The sequence below is a fragment of the Pseudomonas sp. P5_B3 genome, from assembly GCF_056400405.1.
Map to the genome: position 1 here is coordinate 1 of NZ_JBFULI010000060.1, position 22,217 is coordinate 22,217.

Sequence of the window (22,217 nt, forward strand, 5' to 3'; positions counted from 1 at the left end):
AAAGAGCATCAGATTGCGGTGTGTGAAGACGCAATGAACCGAAAGTTCGACGCTCACAAAACACCGAAAGCTGTCACATACCCAATTTGCTGAAACGTTGAAAAACGGTTCAGTACCCGAATTTCTTGACGACCATAGAGCATTGGAACCACCTGATCCCATCCCGAACTCAGCAGTGAAACGATGCATCGCCGATGGTAGTGTGGGGTTTCCCCATGTGAGAGTAGGTCATCGTCAAGATTAAATTCCGAAACCCCTATCTGCGCACGCAGGTAGGGGTTTCGTTTTTGTCCGCAGGAAAGCCACGGCTACTGGATTTCTATGCAATCGCTCGGTGCGTGGCTATCATGCGGGCCTCATTGTGAGGCGAGACCTGCGTGCTGACTGAGTCGGATAGACGGCAGTCGCACCAGCTACCTAAACTGTCAGCAGATTTGGACATCGGGGGCAGTGGATGAATCGCAACGAACTACGCAAGGCGGATATCAACCTGATGGTGGTATTCGAAACGCTGATGCTCGAGCGCAATGTCACTCGGGTGGCGGAGAAGCTGTTTCTCGGCCAACCGACCATCAGTTCGGCGCTCAACCGCTTGCGTGCGATGTTCAATGATCCGCTGTTCATACGCGTCGGCCATCGCATGGAGCCGACAGCGCGGGCAGAGGAGATCATCAAGCATCTGTCGCCGGCGCTGGACTCCTTGTCCGTGGCCTTGAGTCTGACCCATGACTTCGATCCGGCCAGCAGTACGATGACGTTCCGCATCGGTCTGTCTGACGATGTCGAGTTTGGTCTGTTGCCGCCATTACTGCGAGTCTTGCGCCAGGAAGCGCCCAACGTGGTGTTTGTGGTGCAGCATGTCGATTACTGGCGGATTCCCGACTTGCTGGCGTCTGGTGATATCACGGTGGGGATCAGCCAGACCCGTGGCTTGCCGGCCAATGCCAAGCGCAAGTTGCTGCGACACATCCAGCCCAGCATATTGCGCGCCGATGCCTGCGACACACCGCTGACCCTCGATGAATATTGCGCGCGACCGCACGTGCTGGTGTCCCATACCGCCAACGTCAGTGGCTATGCCGACGAATGGCTGGCAGACATCGGCCGCACGCGCCATGTGGTGCTCTCTGTACCGCAATACAGCTCGCTGCCAGCGCTGCTCGCCGGGACGGACCTGATTGCCAGCCTGCCGGACTACACCGCCGAGGCGATGGCTGCCTCGGGAGTGCTGTTCAAGGAACCCTTTCCAATCCAGACACCCACCCTGGACCTGTCCATGGTCTGGCTCAGTCATGTTGACGCCGACCCCGCCGAGCGTTGGTTGCGCTCGCGTCTGGAGGCGTTCATGAGTGAGCGTGCCGTTTTGCCGCTGCCCGAATGAACAGCGGCGTTGTGTTATATGTTCGATCCGTCCCCCCCCTTACAGGAACCAACTCATGCCTCACCTGCACATGGAATACACCGCCAACCTGACTGACTTGAATGCCGATGTGGCATTGATGCGGTTGAACAATACGTTGGTGGGTTCCGGTCAATTTTCTGCCGAATTTGACATCAAGAGCCGCGCGGTCATGGTCGAGACATTCAAGGTTGGCACGGCATTGGCTGAGCGGGCATTCGTGCATGTGAAGCTGGCGCTGTTGAGTGGTCGTTCCGCACAGATCAAGAAACAGCTCTCCGAAAGCCTGCTGGAGGTGGTTCAGGGCCTGTGTGAGTGGCCGAGTGGCGTTGAGGTCCAGTTGTGCGTGGAAATTCTCGACATCGATCGCGATTCCTACAGCAAGACCGCCATCAACAACTGAGTATCAGGCCGTTTCCTGCTCGATGCTGGTCTGGATCACCTGCTCTCGCAGCCAGGTGTTGGCGCTGTCCTGATCAGCACCCTGATTCCACTGCATGTCGAGGGTGAAACCCGGCAAGCCTTTGGGCGCTTCACAGTGATTGAAGGTGTCTGTGTTGGCCAGAAGTCGCTGGATGCGCCGGGGCAGGGTCAGGGCATAGTCGGTGCCGGCAATCAGCTTCAGCGCTGCGCTGTAGCTGTTGGCGCGTGCGACGATCTGGCGCTGTTGTCCTTGCTGCGCAAGCCAGCCGTCGACCATGTTGGTGGCGGACGTCCAGGGTGTCGGGAACACGTGTCGACGGTCGACATAGGTTTGCAGACTCAAGCGTTGTTCCGCCGGCGTGGCGCGTTTGTCGAAAACACACACCAGATCGTCTTCGAGCAGCGTCCGGGATTTGAAGTCGACGTGACTGCGATGAAAGTGCGGGCCGAAGCACATCACCAGGTCGAGGCTGCCTTCGCGCAACGCTTCGGCAGGGATATCGGCTTCGAGTTTGAACACATTGACCATCACTGGAAGATCGGCGAGGTCGAAGCGTTTCAGCAGGCGCGGCAGGATCAACTGTTCGAAATATTCCGGTGCGCAGATGTTGAAGGTCACGGGTTTCAGGCCGGGGTCGAACGTGGGTGGGCCGGCGTGACACAGGTTGATACTTTCGAGGATTTTAAGCAGGTGAGGGTACATCGCGCCGGCCTTGCAGGTGGGCTGCATGCCGCCGGTGCGGGTATTGATGAACAGTTCGTCACCGAAACAGGTGCGCAGTTTTTTCAGGCAGTAACTTACCGTGGACTGGCTGACGCAGAGCGTCTCGGATACGCCGGTGACGCTGTTTTGCTCGTACACGGCGACGAACACCATGAGGTCCTGCATGTCGAGTTTTCTAAGCGAATTACTGTTCAGCATCCATTGCGTCTCGCTGCGTCCCTTGCACTGACCGTGCGCAAGGATGAGCGAAAGATCCTAGCGGAATGAGCGAGCAGGGAGAATGCCTTGCAGGACGTTTCGCCCAAGCCCGTGTCAGCCCTGGACCATCGCCGACACGGCGCGGCGGCTGGACATCAACAGCGCGAACATGCCGATGCCCACCAGCATTGCGCCGGCCAACTCCAGCGGCAGGGGCATCTGGCGCCCCCATAGCCAATGAAACAAGGTGATGAACAGCGTGCTCAGGTAGATGTAGGAAATCACCGAGGATGGCGCGATCACGCCGATGGCCCGATGCAGCAGCCAGAACGTCGCCAGGGTAGCGAACACCGCCAGGTACATCAGCCAATAGAAATCGTTGAGCGTCAGTAATGATGCCGAGCGCCAACCGCCACTCAAGCCACAGAACGCCAGCAGAAACAGCGCACCGAACAGCATGTTCCAGAACGTCATTGGCACCGGCCCGCGCCCCTTGAGGCTATTGGCTTTCAGGCGTTGGCTGAGGGGAGCGTATAGCGCCATTGCCAGGCAACCGATGCCGTACACGGTCAATGCATACAGCGATGGCAACTCGCCGGGGCCGGTGCCTTTCATGATCAGCAAAACCGCCCCGGCAGCGGCGAGCAGCATCGGCACAATCCGTTGTTTCAGGTTACCGTCAGGTGTCAGCACGGCCTCGAAAACCAGGGTCATCAGCGGCACCAGCGTGAACATCGTCCCGGTGTTGACGGCCGAGGTGTAGCGCAATGCTTCGAACAGCGAGCCGAAGTACAGCGCCAGCAGCAGGCCGAGCACCGCGTGTCCGAGCAGCCCACGAGCGGTCATGATCGCATCGCCTTTTAGCAGCAACAGCGGCAGAAACACCAAGGCACAAAACAGCAGGCGCAGTCCGGTCAGCAGGATCGGGTCGATGGCCTGGCTGACTTGCGCCGCTGCGGAAAACGATGCGGCGATCAACAAGGCCCAAAGCAGCATGCTGGCGTGAGCGGCGGCGAAACCGATGTTTTTCATGGCAGGCTCCGGATCAATGGATGTGGCGGGTGTAGTGCCTTGGGTTGAAGCGCAAAACCATCAACATCATCAGCGCCATGACCGCTGTCAGCGACCACCAGGCCCATTCAAAGCTGCCGAGCCGGTCGCGGATTATCCCCGCCAGCAGCGGCGACAGGCCGGCGATCAGGTAGCCAATGCCTTGAACGAAGGCGGTCAGGCCACCAGCGCGCAAGGGATTGTCCAGGTGATCCAGCGATACGATCAGGCTCATCGGGAACAGGCCGCCAATGCCCAGCCCCAGCAGGCATGGCCACATCAGGCTCAAATGTTGTGGGTTCAGAATCAATCCGCAGAAGCCGGCGATGATCAGTGCAAGCAATGCCATCAGCACGATACGGCGGTCGCGGCTGCGATTGGCGATGACAGGTGTCAACAGACCCGACAGCACTTCCATGGCGGTCAGAAACCCGAGAAGCAATCCGGCGTGCTGCTCGCTCCAGCCCTTTTCCACGTAGTACGGCGCCAGCCAGGCCAGCACACAGGTGTAGGACGCAGTACCCAGGCCAAAGAAGATCGCGAGTAACCACGCGCGGGAATTGGCGAAGAACGAACCATTACTGGAGGCTTTTGAATCCCGAGTCGGCATCTCCGCCTGTTGGGTTCCCCAGAACAGCAATGCCAGCACGGCGAGAACGGCCCAGATCGCCAGGCCCATACGCCAGCTGTCGGTACGTTCCATCACCAGTGGCGCAAAGGAAGCACCCATGGCGGCACCGCCCATGATCGACGTGACGTAGAGGCCCATGCACAGGGCGACATGGTCGCTGAAGCGGGATTTGATCAGCGCTGGCATCAGGGCCTGGATCAGGGCTATCCCGATACCTGCCAGTATCGCGCTGAGAAGCAGCTCCGCGGCTGAATCAAGGAACAACCGCGAAAGCGTGGCCACACCGATGATCAGCAACGAGAACACCACCGTGCGCTGGTCGCCGAGTCGCTGGCTGACGCGCAGGCCGACGAACATCGCCAGCCCCATCGCCGTCACCGGCAACATGGTCAGCAGCGAAGCCTGGCTGAAGCTCAGTGCAATGTCGTCGCGAATCGCCGAGAGCAGAGGCCCGACAGCGGCCATGGAAGGGCGCAGGTTCAGGGCAACCAGGACAATGCTGAACATGAACCAGAGGGCAGTGCGGGAGGTGGCTCGGGTGTTTTCCATGATCGGACCTTGAGCAGTAGGGTTCCGATTAGGCGCGCGAGGCCTGGAGGCGGCAAATCAGAAAATCCGGCGAAGTATTTAGAAATTAAATACAAGTCGCAGGCAAATGTTTAGCCAGACGATATCCAAGGTTCTTCAAATCCAGATTTAACGACTCAACCCATCGTGTGACGCTGCGGGTCATCTGTTTTCTGCGGTTCTCTCTATGGGCGGTTGGCCAGTCGCAATCCACCTCAAGGCGTCCACCGACGCTCGAGCGTCGAGCCTTCTTCGTATATTCACGCCCGCCACCGCGCCAAACCTCTCTGCACTTCCTTCTGAACTGGCCTTCTGGGCGCTGTGGCATTGCCGTCATGCGCGCCCGCCGGATTCCTGCTTTTTCCGCTGATTGTTCCTACATATTCCGCTTGATGGCGGGATTAAGGTGCGGGTGCTTTTGCGTACCCGCCTGACACGGAAAAAGAGAGTTCCCATGAGTAGTGCCACGACCTCGTTTGCCTCCAAGCAAGAAGCCCTGACCTTTCTGGAGCAGAACCCGGATATTGAAATGTTCGAGCTGTTCATCCTCGACAACAACGGAGTACCGCGGGGCAAGCTGCTGCATCGTGACGAGTTGCTGGCGGTGTATGAAAGCGGGCGGCCATTGCCGAGCACCATCCTCGGCCTGACCATCAACGGCGATGACGTGGAGAACTCCGGGCTGGTCTGGGATGTCGGGGATATCGACTGCCGGGCCTACCCGATCAGCGGCAGCCTCACGCGTATGCCGTGGCGTCTGATACCGACCGCAGCCGTGCAGGTCAGCATGCACCCGACGGAAGGCATGCCCGCCACCATTGCCGATCCCCGTCATTTGCTGGCGAAAGTCATCGAAGGTTTACAGGCTGACGGTTATTACCCGGTCATGGCGGCGGAACTGGAGTTCTACCTGCTGGATCAGCAACGCGACAGCAATGGCCGGCCACAACCGGCACGGGATGTCGATGGCGGGCGTCCCTACGGCACTCAGGTCTATGGGTTGCGCGAACTGGAACAGATCGAGCCGTTCCTGGCCGATCTCTACAATGCCTGCAAGCTCCAGGGGATTCCGGCGCGTACGGCCATTTCCGAATACGCGCCGGGGCAAGTGGAAATCACCCTCGAACACCGCACCGACGCATTACAGGCAATGGACGAAGCGGTGCGTTACAAGCGTCTGGTCAAGGGGGTGGCGCACAAGCACGGCATGACCGCCTGCTTCATGGCCAAGCCTTTCGATGACCTGGCCGGCACCGGGATGCACATGCACGTGAGCCTGGCGGACAAGGACGGCAACAATCTTTTCGCCAGTGAAGCTCCGGATGGAACGCCACTGCTCAAGCAGGCTGTTGCAGGTATGCTCGATACCTTGCTCGATTCGCTGTTGCTGTTCTGCCCCAACGCCAACTCCTACCGTCGATTCCAGGCCAACAGCTATGCGCCTCTGGCGGCCACCTGGGGTGTGGACAATCGCACCGTGAGTTTGCGCGTACCGGGCGGGCCGGCGTATTCCCGGCACATCGAGCACCGAATCTGTGGCGCCGACGCCAACCCCTATCTGGCGGCTGCGGCGATTCTGGCCGGTATTCATCGCGGTATCCGCGAACAACTCGACCCTGGTGCGCCGGTGGAAGGCAACGGCTACGCCCAGGCTGCGAGACTGTTGCCGACAGACTGGCTGACCACCTTGCGATCGCTGGAAGGTTCGAGTTGGGCCAAAGAAGCGTTCGGCGGGGAATTCCTCGGTGTCTACCTGGCGGTGAAACGCGCCGAATATCGCCAATTCATGGGGGAGGTCGGTGAGCAGGACTGGCGTTGGTATTTGCATCAGGCTTGAGTCGAAGCTGTACTGGAGCTGAACCATTCTCAAATAGTCTGGAAGTATCAGGCTGGTTTTATAAGCCAACTAATTGTTGGCTTCTTTTTCACAAAAAATTGATGGTTGGCTATCTAAAATTAGAGCTGTCTCGGTAAATGAAATTTTCACATTTGCCGAAGACACTTTTTTCAGGACCCGCCGAATCTCATGCTTAAGATTAAAGCCGTGCGCCCCGAATGGGTGACACTGATTGCCAGCGCATTTTTGTTAGTTGGCTTCAATTTTGTACTCTGGCAGCACCTGTTCGAAATCACCGCATCCGACGGCAAAGGCATCGTCATGCGCGTGGCCTTTGGGGTGATGATCTTCGCGGCCTTCAACATTGTGCTGACCCTGCTGGCATTCCGGCCGGTGCTCAAGCCGGTCCTGACCCTGCTGTTCATGATCAGTGCGGGCGTGGCGTATTTCATGAGCCAGTATGGTGTTCTGATCGACACCGGCATGTTGCGTAACTTCGCTGAGACCAATGCTACGGAAGTACGCGACTTACTGTCGCCAAAGTTGTTTGTGTTTATTGTGCTGCTCGGCGTGTTACCGACTTGGCTGTTGTGGAAGACGCCGATTGATTATCGTCGTTGGCACCGTGAACTACTGAGTAAAGTCCTGGTGGTTTTTTCCTCGGCAGCGGTCATTGGCGGTGTTGCACTGGTTAACTATCAAGGCCTGTCTTCGCTGTTTCGCAATCACCACGAGTTGCGCCTGATGGTGGTGCCAAGCAACTACATTGGAGCCTCGGCTGGTTTCTTGCGCGAGAAAGTAGCGACTGCACGGCAACCCTTTGTCAAAATCGGTGAAGATGCCCAGCGCAATCCGGCCTGGCAAACTCACGGGCGCAAATCCCTGACGGTTCTTGTTGTGGGTGAAAGTGCCCGGGCGGAGAACTTCGGCATCCTTGGCTATAGCCGCGACACCACGCCGAAACTGAGTAAGGAAGACGGCCTGATCGCTTTCACCGATGTGCATTCCTGCGGTACTGAAACCGCCGTATCGGTGCCTTGCATGTTCTCCAATATGGGGCGCAAGGACTACAACGCCAGCAAGGCAAAGAACGAAGAAGGCCTGCTGGATGTGCTCAAGCATGCAGGTATCGACGTGATCTGGCGTGACAACCAGTCAGGCTGCAAAGGTACGTGCGATCGCGTCACTATTGAAGACGTCAGCAATCTGAAAGATCCGGCGCTATGCGCAAACAGTGAATGCCGTGACGAAATCCTGCTGCAGGGGCTGCAGCATTTCATCGATACCCTGGACAAGGACACGGTATTGGTATTGCACCAGATGGGCAGCCACGGTCCGGAGTACTTCAAGCGTTATCCGAAAGAGTTCGAACGCTTCACCCCGGTTTGCGAGAGTAATGCCCTGAACAATTGCAGTCGTGAAAGTATCGTCAACGGCTACGACAACACCCTGGTATATACCGACCATGTACTGTCGACCTTGATCGATCTGTTGCGCAGTAAGCAGGACAAAGTGGATACCGCGATGCTGTATCTGTCGGACCACGGCGAGTCCCTGGGTGAATACAACTTGTTCCTCCACGGCACGCCTTACATGCTGGCACCCGAGCAGCAAAAGCATGTAGCCATGTTTGCGTGGTTCTCCGACAGCTATAAAAAGTCGTTTGCGGTAGATACCCGTTGCCTGCAGCAGAGTCGTGAAAAGCCCCTGAGCCAGGACAACCTGTTCCATTCGATGCTTGGCCTGCTGGAAGTCAACAGCAAGGTCTACAACCAGGATCTGGACATGTTTGCCGGATGTCGTGGTCCAGTGGTCGACGGTGTGTTGGCCAAAGATTGAGTGCTCCGGTTTTGTTTCACACGGCGGTCGCCGACTTGCGGCCTGTAGAACTTTCATCAAGAGCCATTGCAAATGTCCGCTCAGCCTCCATCCGCCATCGAGCTTGAGATTGCCCGGCGCTACGACCAGGAGCACGCGCGCGWCTGCCTTCAGCCGCAAGCGCCGGGTCTGGCCGGGCGTCTGGCGCTCTGGCGTGAGGAGCGACTGGTGCGCAAGGCACTCAAGGTCGCCGGCGAGCCGGGGCTGATCCTCGACGTGGCCTGCGGTGTGGGGCGTTTCTGGTCGGTGCTGGCCGAACATGCCAATCGGGTGATTCTCGCGACGGATCCGTCCCAGGACATCCTCGATCATGCCCGCACACATCACCCGCAGAGTTTGTTGAAGCGGGTCAAGACCTTTCAAAGCTCTGCGTTCTCGATTGGCTTGTCCGAGAATGCGGTTGACTGCATTTTTTGCATGCAACTGTTTCAGTACCTTACCAACCCGGAACATCGCCTGGCGATGCTTGGCGAGTTTTACCGGGTCAGTCGCGATACGGTGATTGTCGCGGTGCGCCTCGACGGTCGATTCAAGGGCGCGCGTTCAGGCGTGGAAGGGCCGTTGCCGAGCAAAGCCGAGGTCGAAAGCGAGTTCAGGCAGGCGGGGTTCCGTTTGCTCAGCCATCAAGACTTTTTGCCGGGTTGTGCGCGGATGCGGGTCTACGTGTTGGGTAAGACCAGCTAGCCCGGCTTTGTAGGACTATTCTGTATGTCACGCAGTAATTTTCGCTAACGCTCTTGTTCAGTGGATGCGCGGAAATCGCCGGGGGCGATATATACTGCGCGCCATTCTTCAAGGGAGAGCCGTGTGGCCATCGATATTCACTGGATTCGCGACAACGATAGCCTCGGACGGTTGTGCGCCGAGTGGCAACAGTTGCCATTCGTTGCCCTCGACACCGAATTCATGCGGGTCGACACCTTCTACCCGATCGCCGGCCTGCTGCAGATCGGTGATGGCGTTCGCGCCTATCTGATCGACCCGCTGACCATCGATAATTGGCAACCATTGGCCGCGTTGCTGGAAAACCCGGCGGTGGTCAAAGTTGTCCACGCGTGCAGCGAAGACCTCGAAGTCCTGCTGCGCCTGACCGGCAGCCTGCCGGCTCCACTGTTCGATACTCAACTGGCTGCCGCTTACCTGAACCTCGGTTTTTCCATGGGCTATTCGCGGCTGGTGCAGGAAGTGCTCGGCATCGACCTGCCCAAGGGTGAAACCCGTTCCGACTGGCTGCAACGCCCGCTTTCCGAAACCCAGATCAGCTATGCCGCCGAAGACGCCGTGCATTTGGCTGAAGTCTTCGTAAAGCTGCGTCCAAAGCTGTCTGACGACAAATACGTCTGGGTCCTGGAAGACGGCGCCGAACTGGTGGCCAACCTGCGCCGCGAGATCGATCCGTACGAGGTCTATCGCGATGCCAAGCTGGCCTGGAAGCTGTCCCGCGCCCAACTCGCCGTTTTGCGTGAGCTCTGCGCCTGGCGCGAAAAGGAAGCCCGGGTCCGTGACCTGCCGCGTAACCGGATTATCCGCGAGCATTCGCTGTGGCCGCTGGCGCGCACGCAACCGGACAACCTCGGCGCCTTGGCGAAAATCGAAGACATGCATCCGCGTACCGTGCGTCAGGACGGTCAGTTTCTGCTAGATCTGATCAAGCGCTCTGGCAGTGTGTCGCCTGATCAATGGCCGCCAGCCGTGCCGGAGCCGTTGCCGGTGGATGCCGCTGCACTGCTCAAACAAATGAAGGCCATAGGCCAGGCCGAAGCCGAGCGCCTGAATATCGCGCCGGAACTGATGCTGCGCAAGAAAACCCTGGAAGCGCTGCTCAAGAGCGGCTTCCCCAATGGTCCCTACCAATTGCCTGATTCGCTGCGTGGCTGGCGCCGCGAATTGATGGGCCAGGCGCTGCTCGACAGCCTGGCCACCGCCGGAGAACAGCCTTGAAACGTATTTGTTCCATCTACCGCAGCTCGAAGAGAAACGAAATGTACCTGTATGTGCTCAAGAGCGACGCTCTGGAGCGCGTGCCGGAGCCCCTGATGGCAGCCTTCGGCAAGGCCATCCACGCTTTCGACCTGGTGCTGAGCCCCGAGCGCAAACTGTCGCGCGAGGACATCACGGTCGTGCTGGAAAATCTCGACAAACAGGGTTATCACCTGCAAATGCCGCCTGCCGAAGACGAGTACATCGAGCACCTGCCGGAAGAATTGTTGCGTCGCAACGATCCGATGTGAACGGCAGACAGACTCTGTTCAGAGTGGTTACGAAACACTCATTGATTTTTGCGATGGCAGCGTCGATGGAGCACCGCTCTGTCGGCGGCCGTCTGCACCGTTTTTGAAAGGTTTGAAGCATGCGCGTCCTGATTGCTGAACACGACCACCCCGTGTACGCCCAACTGTTGCGCGAGGCGGCACCGGACCTGGAGGTGCTGACCAGCGGTGATTCCGCCGAACTGGCCAGCCAGGCCGCCGATTGCCCGGTGTGGCTCGGCCAGCCTGATTTGCTGGCGACCCTGTTGCGCCAGGGCCATCAGCCTCAATGGCTGCAATCGACCTGGGCCGGCATCACGCCGCTGCTGGCCGACGGCTTGCCGCGGCACTATCGGCTGACGCGTGCCGTCGGCATCTTCGGCCAGGTCATGGCCGAGTACGTGCTCACGTATATGCTCGGTCACGAACGTGAAGTGCTGGCGCGACTGGTCAGCCAGGTCGAGCGCAAATGGGACAGCCGCCATGGCCAGAGCCTGGCGGGGCGTAAGGTGCTGATCGTCGGCACGGGTGATATCGGTCAAAGTGTCGCGCAGTTCCTCGTGCCGTTCGGCGTCGAGTTGTATGGCGTTGCCAGCAGCGCGCGGGAACAGGCCCCGTTTATCGAAGTCGGTTCACTGGCGGATCTGCCGCGGCTGGTCGGTGAAGTCGATTACGTGGTCAATCTGCTGCCGAACACCGTGGAAACCCACGATATCTACGACGCAGCGCTGTTCAAACAATTCAAGCCGACCGGATTGTTCATCAACGCCGGGCGCGGTGTGGCGGTGGTCGATGCGGATCTGGTGGAGGCCTTGAAGGAAGGGCATCTGGCGGGTGCGGTGATCGACGTGTGCCGTCAGGAGCCGTTACCCCAGCGTCATCCATTCTGGACAGCCTGGGGCCTGCTGCTGACCGGCCACAGTTCGGCACCGACTTCGCCGTCGATGATGGTGAAGCTGTTTGTCGAGAACCTGCGGGCGTATCAGGCGGGAGAGGCGTTGCGCGGGGAAGTGGATTTCGATCGCGGTTACTGATTCACCGCTGATTTTGCCTGGAGCATCAAACCTGTGGGAGCGAGCTTGCTCGCGATAGGGCCTGTACATCCAACATCAATGTTGAATGTCCTGCCGCCATCGCGAGCAAGCTCGCTCCCACAATGTTTTTTGCAGTGGCTCAGAGGGTGAAGTCACCTTCAGCCGCCAACTCGCTCAACGGACGACGCGGGCTGGGTTCTTCGCGGGCTTGCAGGTAGTCCGCCAGGCTCGCCTTGTCCCCCAGCTTGCCCACCGCGACGGCGGCGTGCAGGGCGTAGCCTTCAGGAATGTTCAGCTCCTTGCGGGTCAGTTCCTGGTCGAAACCGGCCATGCCGTGGGTGTGCCAGCCGCTCAGGCTCGCTTGCAAGGCCAGGTGGCCCCAGGCGGAACCGGTGTCGAAGGTGTGCCACAGGGCCGGGGTTTCTTCGCTGGCGCCAGGCGCGGTGAAGGTGGTTTTCGAAATCACGATCACCAGGGCCGAAGCATGTTGCGCCCAGCTGCGGTTGAATTCGTTCAGCAGGCCCAGGTAGCGCTCCCAGTTCGGCGTGTCGCGACGTGCGTAAAGGAAGCGCCAGGGTTGCGAGTTGTAGGCCGAGGGTGCCCAGCGGGCGGCTTCGAAGAAGCTCAGCAGGGTTTCCTCTGGAATCGTTTCGCCAGTGAAGGCGCGGGGCGACCAGCGGTCGGTGAACTGAGGGTGAATGGCGTAATCGGCAACGCGTGGGTTGGCACTCATCATGAGATTCCTTGCTACGTTTGAAAGTGGGAGCGACGCAAAACCCTACTTGGCAGCGCAAAAACTGACAAGCCCGTTCTACCGACAGTCGCCAATGCTTGGCCCGCGGGCCTTCGGGCACTAGACTGGCGGCCTTTTCACCACCTGATGTCGATGCTCGAACCATGGCCGCCAAAGTAGAACCGTTCTGGATACGCAAGACCCTCGATCAACTCGATCAGGAGGAATGGGAGTCGCTGTGCGACGGCTGTGGATTGTGCTGCCTGCAAAAGCTTGAAGACGAAGACGACAACAGCGTCTATTACACGCGCATCGCCTGCAAACTGCTGGACCTGAAAACCTGCCAGTGCACGGACTATCCCAACCGTCGTGACTCTGTGCCGGACTGTATCCAGCTCACGCCGGGCAAGGCCGACGAATTCAAATGGCTGCCACCGACCTGCGGCTATCGCCTGGTCAGCGAAGGCAAGGACCTGCCGCTGTGGCATCACCTGGTGTGCGGTGATCGCGATGCCGTGCATCACGAGCGGATTTCCCAGTCCGGGCGCATGCTCGCCGAAGGCAGCGTGCCGGAAGATGATTGGGAAGATCACCTGATTTTCCGCGCAGGCTGATGGCCTGAGGATCAACATTTCACGAAGGAGTGTGTATGGCTGTGGGATGGCGGCAGGCGTGGATCCTTGGATTACTGGCCGTGAATTCGCCCGTATGGGCAGCGAACAAGGTCAATCTGGATTATCACGTGCGCCTGTTGCCCCAGAGCGATCAGGCAGAAGTGCGCCTGACGCTCGCCCAGGGTTCGGCGGTACGCAGCCTGGATTTCGACCTCGGCGACGGCAGCCACTACAGCGATTTCAAGGCCGACGGCCAATGGCAACTGACCCTTGGCGAGGCGGCGCGCGGTATCTGGCGTCCGACTGCCGACAAGGCCAGCCTGACTTACCGAGTGAATATCAACCACGGGCGCAAGAACGGCAGCTTCGACACGCGCATGACGCCAAACTGGGCATTGATGCGCGGCGACGATCTGGTGCCGGCTGCCAGACTCGATCAACAGGACGGCATCGAACTGGTTGCACGCCTTGAATTCGAGCTGCCCGGTGGCTGGAAAAGCGTTGAAACCGCGTGGCCACGGATTGGCCAGAACAAGTTCCGTATCGATAACCCTTCCCGACTGTTCGACCGGCCCACGGGCTGGATGCTCGCCGGCCAGCTCGGTAGCCGCCGTACTCGTCTGGGCGAGACCGAAGTGACCGTCGCCTCGCCGCTGGGGCAGGGTATGCGCCGCATGGATGTGCTGACCCTGCTGACCTTCGTCTGGCCGCAAGTGCAGGCGCTGTACCCGCGACACCCGGGCAAACTGCTGATCGTCGGGGCCAATGATCCCATGTGGCGCGGCAGCCAGTCGGCGCACGAGTCGATCTACCTCAACAGTCGCCTGCCGTTGGTCAGCGAAAGCGGCACCAGTGCCCTGGTCCGTGAGTTGGCCCAGATGTTCGGGCGGATCAACGGCACCCAGCGCAGTGACTGGATCAGCGAAGGCTTTGCCGAGTATTACGCTATCGAACTGGTGCGTCGGGCCGGCGGCATGAGCGATGAGCGCTTTGAGAACCTGCACGGCAAACTGCTCAGGATCGGCCAGAAAGTCACCACACTGCGCGGTGAGCAGATCAACCCGGTGCAGGTGGCCAGGGCGGTGGTGTTGCTGCAGGAGCTGGACCGCGAGATTCGCCTGAAAACCCACAACAAGCGTTCGCTGGATGACGTGCTGCGCGGGGCGATGCGGCTGGGGGATATCGATACCCAGGCGTTTGTTCAGCTCAGCGAGAGCGTGATCGGTGGTTCTTCAAAAGTACTGAGTACTGAGTTGATTCAGTGAGTCCGTCATCGTCGGAACGCCGCCCGGAGCAAGCTCGCTCCCACAATGATTGGAGGTGAACGCAATTGTTGTGAACGCCACATAACCCTGTGGGAGCGAGCTTGCTCGCGATAGGGCCATCAGCCCCACCGGACGATCCGGATCAAACCCCGGTCTTCGGTGACTTCAACGAATCATTGCCCGTAACCGTCGCGGTTTTGGTCGCCGCCTCGGCGTTGGCCTTCAACTGGCTCAGTTCTTCACCCGCCCGCTGAATTTTCGCCCGCACGTTGTTCATGTCCTGACGGCTTTTCTCCAGCAGGCTTTTCGCCGAACTGTGGCCGGTAATGCCGCGCGCCAGGGCCACGCCACCGATGGCCACCTGGATCAGGCCAAAGATCCCGCCACGCCGCAGGCCCTTGCCCACCATCACCACGCCGCCGGCCAGGGAGCCGATGCGTTCCCAGCCTTGCACGTTTTGTTCGGAGGGGCTCTGGAACGGGGTGGATTCGATACGCTCGACGCGTTTGAGTTCGCTCATGGTCTGTCTCCAGGCTTGGGTGATCGATAGTCAAGCTGACCGCCAGGGCAGGCAGCTCGTTCAATCGGATGTGCGGCGATTCAGCGGAATTTTGGCCCCGATCGGGTATTGAGCCCCTTGGACATACGGTCGTAGAGCACGACGTTGACCGTGGCGGCCAGGTTCATGCAACCGGTGGTAGGAATGTAGACCACGTCCTCGCACCAGTCGCGAATCTCTTTATCCAGCGATCCGTCTTCCGGGCCAAAGATATAGAGCGCGCGATCCGGGTGGGTGTATTCCGGCAACGGGCGCGCGCCTTCGACCAGTTCCACGGCGACGGGCACACAGTTGAGCGGCAGGATTTTCTTCAGGTCGTCGATGCCGATCAGCGGGATGTCGTAGTGAACGCGCTTGGTATCGGTGACGAAGTCGGCGGCGCGCTCATAGCGCTTGCCGGTGTAGAACACCGACGCCACGCCATAACAGCCAGCGGCGCGCATCACCGAACCGACGTTCTCCGGTGATTTGGGGTTATACAAACCAATGCAGCTGTACCGTTTGTCTGCCACGAGCGGGGTGCCTTTCGGGAAAAAAGCGCGATTATACGGGGATTGGGGCGGGGGTGTTCGGTTTGAGATTGGTGGTGCCTGAACCATGGCTATCGCGAGCAGGCTCACTCCTACAGTTGATCTGGGGCGTTCACAAAATCAACTGTAGGAGTGAGCCTGCTCGCGATGAGGCCGGTTCAGGCACTGAAGATCTTTAATCTTCTTTTTTCATCAACCCCGCCAACGCCGCAAAAGGATTGTGCGTGGCCTTGGCGATTTTTGGCGTGCTCAGCGAGCCTTCGTCGAAATACTGCTGGTCGGTATAACGCGAGTGTTCGTTATCGTGGCAGTACAGGCACAACAACTCCCAGTTCGAGCCGTCCTGCGGGTTGTTGTCGTGGTTGTGGTCGCGATGGTGCACGGTCAGTTCGCTCAGGCGCTTGCCGGAGAACTCACGGGCGCAGCGGCCACAGACGTGCGGGTACATCTTCAGGGCCTTGTCGCGATAGCCCATTTCCTTGTCGCGCTGGTTGTCGGCGAGGATGCGATCCAGCTTCGAAGTGTTGGTCGGGGTGGACGAACTCATGGGTTCACCTTTGTAAAATGACTAATGACGGTATTAAGCGAAGTTTAGCTCAGCCCTTGAGCTTCTCGGCAATCCAGATGGTGTGGCGGGTGCCTTTGTTGCCATGGGCGAAGACCTGCACTTCCTCGGCCTTGAAGCCGGCTTTCTTCAGTTTGTCGGAAAATTGCCGGTCCGCGCTGGCCGACCAGACGGCCAGCACACCTTTTGGTCTCAGGGCCTTGGCGCAGGCACTGAGGCCGCCGGCGGAGTACAGCCAGCTGTTGGCTTTCTGGGTCAGGCCTTCGGGGCCGTTGTCGACATCGAGCATGATGGCATCGAAACCCTGGGGTTCGGCTTGCAGGACTTTGGCCACGTCTTCCATGCGAATCACGGTCCGCGGGTCTTGAAGCGGGTTTCCGGCTTTCTCGCCGAGTGGCCCGCGATTCCATTCCACAACGCCAGGCACCAATTCAGCAACCACCACTTCGGCGGTCTTGCCCAGGTGCTTGAGCGCCGAAGCGAGAGTGAAGCCCATGCCCAGGCCACCGATGAGCACCCGTGAATCCGGTCGACCGGCGACTTTGCGACACGGGATCTCGGCCAGGGCATCTTCGGAGCCGTGCATGCGCGTATTCATCAATTGTCCGCCATCGCCGCCCTGGATCTTGATGACAAAATCCTCGCCGTATTCGAACAGGCACAGGGCACCGCCGTTTTCAGGAATGGGAGTGGTGTCCAGCAGAACGAAACGTTTCATGGGGCTCACTTGAAGAAAATTGGCAGAACACGGGAGGGCAAACAGACGCAGTTGGGAGTAGCCTGTTTATGACGACAAGGTCAACGGAGCCATTGATGAAGCGCACCATTCTAACGGTCATTGCCCTGGCCGCGCTCTCGATAACTGCAGTGCAGGCTCAACAGCTGCAACCGATTCCCGTCAGCCCCGCGCCGATACCCGGTTCGCCCGGCACCGCGACGCCCACGCCGTACCCGCAAATCAGCCCGGCGCCTTTGCCTAAAGTCGGACCCGGCAGTAGCGGCCCGCCGTTGGTGCCGATTGAAATGCCGAGCCCGCCGACCAAGGATCAACCGATACCGGGCCTTGCGCCCAATCCGCCGAAACCCAAGTCGCCGGGTGGCTAGACCTGCTGCGAAAGCAGTTGGCCGTCGGCCATGCGCAGGCGTTTGGACAGGGATACGGCGAGGGCACGGATGATCTTGGCGGCGATTTTCGGTGCATCGTTGAGCATCTTTTCCAGCGAGTCCTTGCCCAGATTGAGCAACTGGCAGTTGCTGGCGGCCACACAACTGGCCGAGCGCCGTTCGCCGTCGAGCACGGCCATTTCGCCGAACGAGCGGCCGCTGCGCAACGTGGCGATGGTGACGCGTTGCCCGTCGGCGGTGGCTTTCTGCACTGCCACTTGACCTGTGTGGATGATGCACATGAAGCTGCCGGCATCACCCTCCTGGAAGATTTCCTCGCCCTGGGCAATGGTGCTGATACTGAAGTAGCCCGAAGCCGCGACGAAGTCCGCCGGCAGCAGTTGATTGAACAGGCCGCAATCCATCAGCCAGTCGCGAATTTCGTTGTTCAGAAAGGTTGATTCAGGCATGTCGTCACGGTCTTTTTTGTGTTTGTTGCTGACTCGAATTTGAATTCACCGAAAATCCCTTGTGGGAGCGAGCTTGCTCGCGATTGCGGCTTCACAGGCAACGGTAATGTTGATTGTGCTGACGCCATCGCGAGCAAGCTCGCTCCCACAGGGTACAGGTGTTGTATCGGCTACCAGCGTCCGAAATTAAGACCGGCGCACCGCGCCAGGTTCCTCAGGCAATGCCCAAAACCTTGAACAAAAATGCATATTCGAGTGCTACGTCACGCAATCCCTGATATCGACCGCTCATCCCGCCATGCCCGGCACCCAGTTCCGTCTTGAGCAGCAGGGGATTGCTGTCGGTCTTGGTCGCGCGTAATTTCGCCACCCACTTGGCGGCTTCCCAATACTGCACACGGCTGTCGTTGTAACCGGCGATCACCAGGGTCGCCGGATAAGCTTGCGCGGTGACGTTTTCGTACGGGGCGTAGGCCTTGATCCGATCATGGACGTCAGGTTCTTCAGGGTTGCCCCACTCGTCGTATTCCGTGACGGTCAATGGCAGGTCAGGGTCGAGCATGGTGTTGAGTACGTCGACGAACGGTACTTCGGCGATGGCGGCGCCAAACAACTCCGGCCGTTGATTGAGCACCGCACCGATCAGCAAGCCACCGGCGCTGCCGCCGCTGATCGCCAACTGCGGGGCAGTGGTAAAACCCTGGGCGATCAGGTGTTCGGCGCAGGCGATAAAGTCGCTGAAGGTGTTGTGCTTGTGCTCCTGCTTGCCGGCGCGATACCAGGCTTCCCCGAGTTCGCCACCACCACGCACGTGGGCAATGGCAAAGGCCATGCCGCGATCCAGCAGGCTCAGGCGTGCGTGGGAAAACCACGGGTCGAGGCTTTCGCCATAGGCGCCATAGCCGTAGAGGTACAGCGGCACGGGTTTGCCGAGGTCTGCGCGCTTGATCACCAGGCTGATGGGCACTTGCGTACCGTCCGGTGCAGTGGCCCACAGACGCTGGCTGACGTAGGCCTCGGCATCGAACGGGCCGAGCACTGGAGTTTGCTTGAGCACTTTCTGCTCGCCAGAGGCCAGGTCCAGTTGGCGGATTTGCGCCGGACGGTTCAACGCTTCGTAGCGCAGGCGAATCCGCTCGCTTTCGAACTCCAGGCTGTTTTGTACGTGCAGGCTGTAGGCCGCATCCGGCAGTTGCACGCGATAGGGCGCCAGGCCCTGTGGGTGAACCTCAATGACCGGCAAGCCGCCGACCCGCAGGCTGAGGGTCATGGCCCCGGTGTTCAGGCTGATGCCGTCGATCATCACCGTGTCGCTGTGGGGGATCAGGTTCTGCCAGTCGGCTTCGGTCGGCGCGGCGCCGGTATCGGTGGCTTTGTACAGGGCGAAATTGATGCCGTCACGGTTGCTGCGAATGAACCAGGTCCGTTGACCGTCGAGTACGCCGTGGTCGACGTCGTACTCATGATCCTCAACCCGTGGTGCCAGGCAGGTGAACGCCTGCTGGGGCTGGGCGGCATCGAGGGCCCAGACTTCGCTGGTGGTCTTGCTGCCCACCGACAGCAGCAGTTGCTGTTCGGAACTTGAGCGGTAGCAATGCATGAAGAAGCGGCCGTCCGGCTCATGGAACACTTCTTCGGCTGCCGTGCCGTCCAGGCGATAGCGATACAGCTTGTGCGGGCGATGGGTGTCGTCCAGTTCACCAAAGAACAGCGTCAGACTGTCGTTGGCCCAGGTCATGCTGCCGTCGCAGTCCTGGAATTCCAGTTCACTGATACGGCCGTCGGACAGTTCCTTCACGAACAGCGTGTAAATCTCGTCGCCGCTGGAGTCGATGCTGTAGGCCAGGCGCTGATGGTCCGGGCTGATGCTGAATGCACCCAGGGAAAAGAAGCCGCCATTGGCCAGCTCGTTGGGGTCCAGCAGCAGTTGTTCGCGGCTTTCGTCGAGGGTCAGGCTGTCGTCGGCCGGACGCGGGCAGCGGAAGTGCCGGGCGTACTCGTCGCCCGCCATGGTGCGGGTGTAGTACAGATACGGTCCCCACGGCGAGGGCAGGGACAAATCGGTCTCGAGAATCCGCCCTTTGATCTCTTCGAACAGGGTTTCACGCAGCCCGGCCTGGTCGGCGGTCTGCGCTTGCTGGTAGCTGTTTTCGGCTTTCAGGTAGTCGAGCACTGCCTCGGTGTCGCGCTCTTGCAGCCAGGCATACGGGTCGGAGCCTTCAGCCTTGTGGGCGATTGGAGCGTCGTGAATGTTGGCGGATAGGGGCATGAGAAACTCTCGAACTCGTTACGAAATAGGTTTGGAACCTGTGGGAGCGAGCTTGCTCGCGATGAGGCCGGTACACCCAACATCAATGTTGACAGACAGTCCGCCATCGCGAGCAAGCTCGCTCCCACAGGTCCTGTGTCTTGACCTACTGCCATTTGGCAAGCCTGACGGGCGAAAAGCCGTTATCATAAGCGCCTCTTTGCCTGCCTTGCCATGGACACCATGACCGAGAACGACTATCTGATCGCTTGGGGCCTCTACGCCTTTGCCGCTTTGGGCTGCCTGTTGGTGTGGATGCGCTTGACCCGCTGGATGTGGCGCTGGCTGCGTGAGCCGCTGCGGCTGGCGATGGCCGTGCTGCTGTTCAGCCCGACCATCATCGACCCGGTCAAGGACAAAGTCGCGCCGGCCGTCGCCATTACCGCCCTCGACCTGCTGTTCAAGGTCGGCAACAACGCCTGGCGGGCGATTTCCGATCTGTTCATGTACGGCATGATCGCGTTCGGCCTCTATCTGGTGCTGGTGGCGATCCGTTTCCCTATCGAGCGCGCCTCCAACCTCCGCAAGGAACAGGCTGCCGCCGCCAAAGCCGCCGTCCACGCCGACGAGCCGGAGGAGGATCAACCGTTTGGCGGTGCCGGTGATGATCGCTACGGTCGTCCTCCCGTGCCGAGCAGTCCTCAGCGGATGCGAGTTGAACCCCGTCTGTAACCTTGCCCCTGCGATTGAGCGAGAGTCCGAGCATGTGTGAGTTATTGGGCATGAGCGCCAATGTCCCGACCGATATCGTGTTCAGCTTTACCGGGCTGATGCAACGAGGCGGTCGCACCGGCCCACACCGCGATGGCTGGGGCATTGCCTTCTATGAAGGCCGTGGGCTGCGACTGTTCCAGGACCCGGCGGCAAGCTGTGAGTCGGAAGTCGCGAACCTGGTACAGCGCTATCCGATCAAGAGCGAAGTGGTGATCGGGCACATCCGCCAGGCCAACGTCGGCAAGGTCTGCCTGTCCAACACGCATCCGTTCGTCCGTGAACTGTGGGGACGCAACTGGTGTTTCGCCCATAACGGCCAGTTGGCGGATTTTCAGCCCGCAGCCAGTTTCTATCGCCCCGTGGGTGATACCGACAGCGAAGCGGCGTTCTGCGATTTGCTCAACCGCGTGCGTGCGGCGTTCCCCGAGCCCGTCGAGGTCGAAGCGTTGCTGCCAGACCTGGTGGCCGCTTGCGCCGAATACCGCAGCAAAGGCGTATTCAACTGCCTGCTCAGCGATGGTGACTGGTTGTTCTGCTATTGCTCGACCAAACTGGCGCAAATCACCCGTCGCGCGCCGTTTGGCCCGGCACGCTTGAAAGATGTCGACGTGATCGTCGATTTTCAGGCCGAAACCACACCGAACGACGTGGTCACCGTCATCGCCACCGAACCCCTCACCGAAAACGAAACCTGGACCCGCTACGAACCGGGTCAATGGAGCCTGTGGCGACGCGGTGAATGCGTCAGCCAGGGCCAGACCTCATAAGGATTCAACCCCCATGTTGCTCAGTTATCTACGGCTGGTGTTGTTTGCGGCCGGCTTGTTGATCGGTGTCCAGGTGCCGGGGTTCATCAGCGATTACGCCAAGCGGGTCGAGGCGCATCTGATCGAGGCCCAGGCCGGGTTGAGCGGGTTCCAGAACACCGCCAATCAGTTTTTCAAGGGCGACATGCAGGCTCTGGTCGCGCATTACCGCGCCAGCGAAGACCCGATTTTCCGCAGCGATGCCGACAGCCTGAGCAACCTGTTGACCCGCCAACTGGCGTTGGACAAGCAGTTCCAGGCGATGCAGGGGCCGTGGTACATCCGTTTCCTGCAAGTGGCGCTGGCTGCCGATCCGGACATCCGCAAGGAAACCTGGAATGGCTACGGCTACCAGATCCTGTTGACACCCGAGGCGATGAGCTGGGGTATGAGCGGCGCATTGTTGCTGTCGTTTGGCCTCGAATGCCTGTTCCGACTGATCGACTGGGTGGTGCTGGGCGGCAAGCGTCTGCGCCAGAGCCGGCCGATCGAGGAGCGGGATTTGCGCGGCTTGTAACACCGTCGAACGTCAAGGAGCCGGCAAGCCGGCTCCTTGCTT

The 22,217-nt window shown here is 59.7% G+C and carries 24 protein-coding genes and 1 rRNA gene; 15 read left to right on the forward strand and 10 right to left on the reverse strand.

Going from position 1 to position 22,217, the window contains the following annotated elements; genetic code table 11:
• The first annotated feature begins 124 nt into the window (after positions 1-124).
• The 3 genes from rrf to AC1DRN_RS25650 all read left to right on the forward strand — a co-directional run bounded on the left by rrf (position 125) and on the right by AC1DRN_RS25650 (position 1,802).
• A 5S ribosomal RNA gene (gene rrf, locus AC1DRN_RS25640) occupies positions 125-240 on the forward strand.
• A 214-nt stretch (positions 241-454) separates the two neighbouring features.
• Positions 455-1,381, forward strand: coding sequence for a LysR substrate-binding domain-containing protein (locus AC1DRN_RS25645; RefSeq protein WP_223461977.1), 927 nt, complete (start codon positions 455-457; stop codon positions 1,379-1,381).
• A gap of 55 nt (positions 1,382-1,436) precedes the next feature.
• The gene (locus AC1DRN_RS25650; protein ID WP_223461979.1) at positions 1,437-1,802 is read left to right on the forward strand and encodes a 5-carboxymethyl-2-hydroxymuconate Delta-isomerase; all 366 of its coding nucleotides are present in this window, start codon (positions 1,437-1,439) and stop codon (positions 1,800-1,802) included.
• A gap of 3 nt (positions 1,803-1,805) precedes the next feature.
• On the opposite strand, the gene AC1DRN_RS25655 is transcribed toward AC1DRN_RS25650, so the two are convergent.
• The 3 genes from AC1DRN_RS25655 to AC1DRN_RS25665 form a co-directional block, all read right to left on the reverse strand.
• Complete coding sequence (locus AC1DRN_RS25655) at positions 1,806-2,744, reverse strand: LysR family transcriptional regulator (RefSeq protein ID WP_223461981.1); 939 nt, start codon at positions 2,742-2,744, stop codon at positions 1,806-1,808.
• 114 nt (positions 2,745-2,858) lie between these two features.
• Positions 2,859-3,776 carry a DMT family transporter gene (locus AC1DRN_RS25660; protein WP_223461983.1) on the reverse strand — a complete coding sequence of 306 codons (918 nt, stop codon included), beginning with the start codon at positions 3,774-3,776 and terminating at the stop codon, positions 2,859-2,861.
• 13 nt (positions 3,777-3,789) lie between these two features.
• A complete protein-coding gene (locus AC1DRN_RS25665; RefSeq protein ID WP_223461985.1) occupies positions 3,790-4,974 on the reverse strand; it encodes a cyanate transporter in 1,185 nt (394 codons plus the stop codon).
• Between the two features lie 472 nt (positions 4,975-5,446).
• Between AC1DRN_RS25665 and AC1DRN_RS25670 the strand changes: the two genes are divergently transcribed.
• From AC1DRN_RS25670 to AC1DRN_RS25695, 6 genes are all read left to right on the forward strand, one after another.
• The gene (locus tag AC1DRN_RS25670; RefSeq protein WP_223461988.1) at positions 5,447-6,829 is read left to right on the forward strand and encodes a glutamine synthetase family protein; all 1,383 of its coding nucleotides are present in this window, start codon (positions 5,447-5,449) and stop codon (positions 6,827-6,829) included.
• A 189-nt stretch (positions 6,830-7,018) separates the two neighbouring features.
• Positions 7,019-8,668 carry a phosphoethanolamine transferase gene (locus AC1DRN_RS25675; protein WP_223461990.1) on the forward strand — a complete coding sequence of 550 codons (1,650 nt, stop codon included), beginning with the start codon at positions 7,019-7,021 and terminating at the stop codon, positions 8,666-8,668.
• Between the two features lie 72 nt (positions 8,669-8,740).
• Positions 8,741-9,391, forward strand: a complete 651-nt coding sequence (locus tag AC1DRN_RS25680; protein WP_477786838.1) for a class I SAM-dependent methyltransferase — start codon at positions 8,741-8,743, stop codon at positions 9,389-9,391.
• Between the two features lie 123 nt (positions 9,392-9,514).
• Positions 9,515-10,648: a ribonuclease D gene (gene rnd / locus AC1DRN_RS25685; RefSeq protein ID WP_223461994.1), complete on the forward strand. Its 1,134-nt coding sequence runs from the start codon at positions 9,515-9,517 to the stop codon at positions 10,646-10,648.
• The gene (locus AC1DRN_RS25690; RefSeq protein WP_223461997.1) at positions 10,645-10,938 is read left to right on the forward strand and encodes a YcgL domain-containing protein; all 294 of its coding nucleotides are present in this window, start codon (positions 10,645-10,647) and stop codon (positions 10,936-10,938) included. The genes rnd and AC1DRN_RS25690 overlap by 4 nt, the downstream gene beginning before the upstream one ends.
• A 119-nt stretch (positions 10,939-11,057) precedes the next feature.
• Positions 11,058-11,990, forward strand: a complete 933-nt coding sequence (locus AC1DRN_RS25695; protein ID WP_223461999.1) for a D-2-hydroxyacid dehydrogenase — start codon at positions 11,058-11,060, stop codon at positions 11,988-11,990.
• A gap of 139 nt (positions 11,991-12,129) precedes the next feature.
• Here AC1DRN_RS25695 and AC1DRN_RS25700 read toward each other — a convergent pair whose 3' ends face one another.
• Positions 12,130-12,723, reverse strand: coding sequence for a nitroreductase family protein (locus AC1DRN_RS25700; protein WP_095945370.1), 594 nt, complete (start codon positions 12,721-12,723; stop codon positions 12,130-12,132).
• A 164-nt stretch (positions 12,724-12,887) separates the two neighbouring features.
• Between AC1DRN_RS25700 and AC1DRN_RS25705 the strand changes: the two genes are divergently transcribed.
• A complete protein-coding gene (locus AC1DRN_RS25705; RefSeq protein WP_008015986.1) occupies positions 12,888-13,337 on the forward strand; it encodes a YcgN family cysteine cluster protein in 450 nt (149 codons plus the stop codon).
• A gap of 35 nt (positions 13,338-13,372) precedes the next feature.
• Positions 13,373-14,602, forward strand: coding sequence for a hypothetical protein (locus tag AC1DRN_RS25710; protein WP_223462001.1), 1,230 nt, complete (start codon positions 13,373-13,375; stop codon positions 14,600-14,602).
• 142 nt (positions 14,603-14,744) lie between these two features.
• Here AC1DRN_RS25710 and AC1DRN_RS25715 read toward each other — a convergent pair whose 3' ends face one another.
• The 4 genes from AC1DRN_RS25715 to AC1DRN_RS25730 all read right to left on the reverse strand — a co-directional run bounded on the left by AC1DRN_RS25715 (position 14,745) and on the right by AC1DRN_RS25730 (position 16,974).
• On the reverse strand, positions 14,745-15,122 hold the full coding sequence (locus AC1DRN_RS25715) for a YgaP family membrane protein (RefSeq protein WP_223462003.1): 378 nt from the start codon (positions 15,120-15,122) through the stop codon (positions 14,745-14,747).
• 80 nt (positions 15,123-15,202) lie between these two features.
• Positions 15,203-15,673 (reverse strand): RNA methyltransferase, encoded by a 471-nt coding sequence (locus AC1DRN_RS25720; protein WP_007993783.1) that lies wholly within the window; start codon positions 15,671-15,673, stop codon positions 15,203-15,205.
• Positions 15,674-15,866: 193 nt separating this feature from the next.
• Complete coding sequence (locus AC1DRN_RS25725; RefSeq protein ID WP_007898702.1) at positions 15,867-16,238, reverse strand: YajD family HNH nuclease; 372 nt, start codon at positions 16,236-16,238, stop codon at positions 15,867-15,869.
• 49 nt (positions 16,239-16,287) lie between these two features.
• Positions 16,288-16,974 carry a spermidine synthase gene (locus AC1DRN_RS25730; protein ID WP_056721332.1) on the reverse strand — a complete coding sequence of 229 codons (687 nt, stop codon included), beginning with the start codon at positions 16,972-16,974 and terminating at the stop codon, positions 16,288-16,290.
• Positions 16,975-17,069: 95 nt separating this feature from the next.
• Here AC1DRN_RS25730 and AC1DRN_RS25735 point away from each other — a divergent pair, with 95 nt between their 5' ends.
• Positions 17,070-17,360 carry a hypothetical protein gene (locus tag AC1DRN_RS25735; RefSeq protein WP_223462005.1) on the forward strand — a complete coding sequence of 97 codons (291 nt, stop codon included), beginning with the start codon at positions 17,070-17,072 and terminating at the stop codon, positions 17,358-17,360.
• Here the strand turns inward: AC1DRN_RS25735 and AC1DRN_RS25740 are convergent.
• Both AC1DRN_RS25740 and AC1DRN_RS25745 read right to left on the reverse strand, forming a co-directional pair.
• Complete coding sequence (locus tag AC1DRN_RS25740; RefSeq protein WP_223462007.1) at positions 17,357-17,830, reverse strand: cyclic nucleotide-binding domain-containing protein; 474 nt, start codon at positions 17,828-17,830, stop codon at positions 17,357-17,359. The two genes, AC1DRN_RS25735 and AC1DRN_RS25740, sit on opposite strands and share 4 nt — an antisense overlap.
• A gap of 214 nt (positions 17,831-18,044) precedes the next feature.
• Positions 18,045-20,099, reverse strand: a complete 2,055-nt coding sequence (locus tag AC1DRN_RS25745; RefSeq protein ID WP_223462009.1) for a S9 family peptidase — start codon at positions 20,097-20,099, stop codon at positions 18,045-18,047.
• Positions 20,100-20,312: 213 nt separating this feature from the next.
• Here AC1DRN_RS25745 and AC1DRN_RS25750 point away from each other — a divergent pair, with 213 nt between their 5' ends.
• Genes AC1DRN_RS25750 through AC1DRN_RS25760 form a run of 3 tightly spaced genes read left to right on the forward strand, consistent with a single transcriptional unit; the run spans position 20,313 to position 22,175 of the window.
• Positions 20,313-20,810: an MFS transporter gene (locus AC1DRN_RS25750; protein WP_223462011.1), complete on the forward strand. Its 498-nt coding sequence runs from the start codon at positions 20,313-20,315 to the stop codon at positions 20,808-20,810.
• A 32-nt stretch (positions 20,811-20,842) separates the two neighbouring features.
• Positions 20,843-21,619 (forward strand): class II glutamine amidotransferase, encoded by a 777-nt coding sequence (locus tag AC1DRN_RS25755; RefSeq protein ID WP_095945363.1) that lies wholly within the window; start codon positions 20,843-20,845, stop codon positions 21,617-21,619.
• A gap of 13 nt (positions 21,620-21,632) precedes the next feature.
• Positions 21,633-22,175, forward strand: coding sequence for a DUF2937 family protein (locus AC1DRN_RS25760; protein ID WP_223462013.1), 543 nt, complete (start codon positions 21,633-21,635; stop codon positions 22,173-22,175).
• Positions 22,176-22,217: the final 42 nt, after the last annotated feature.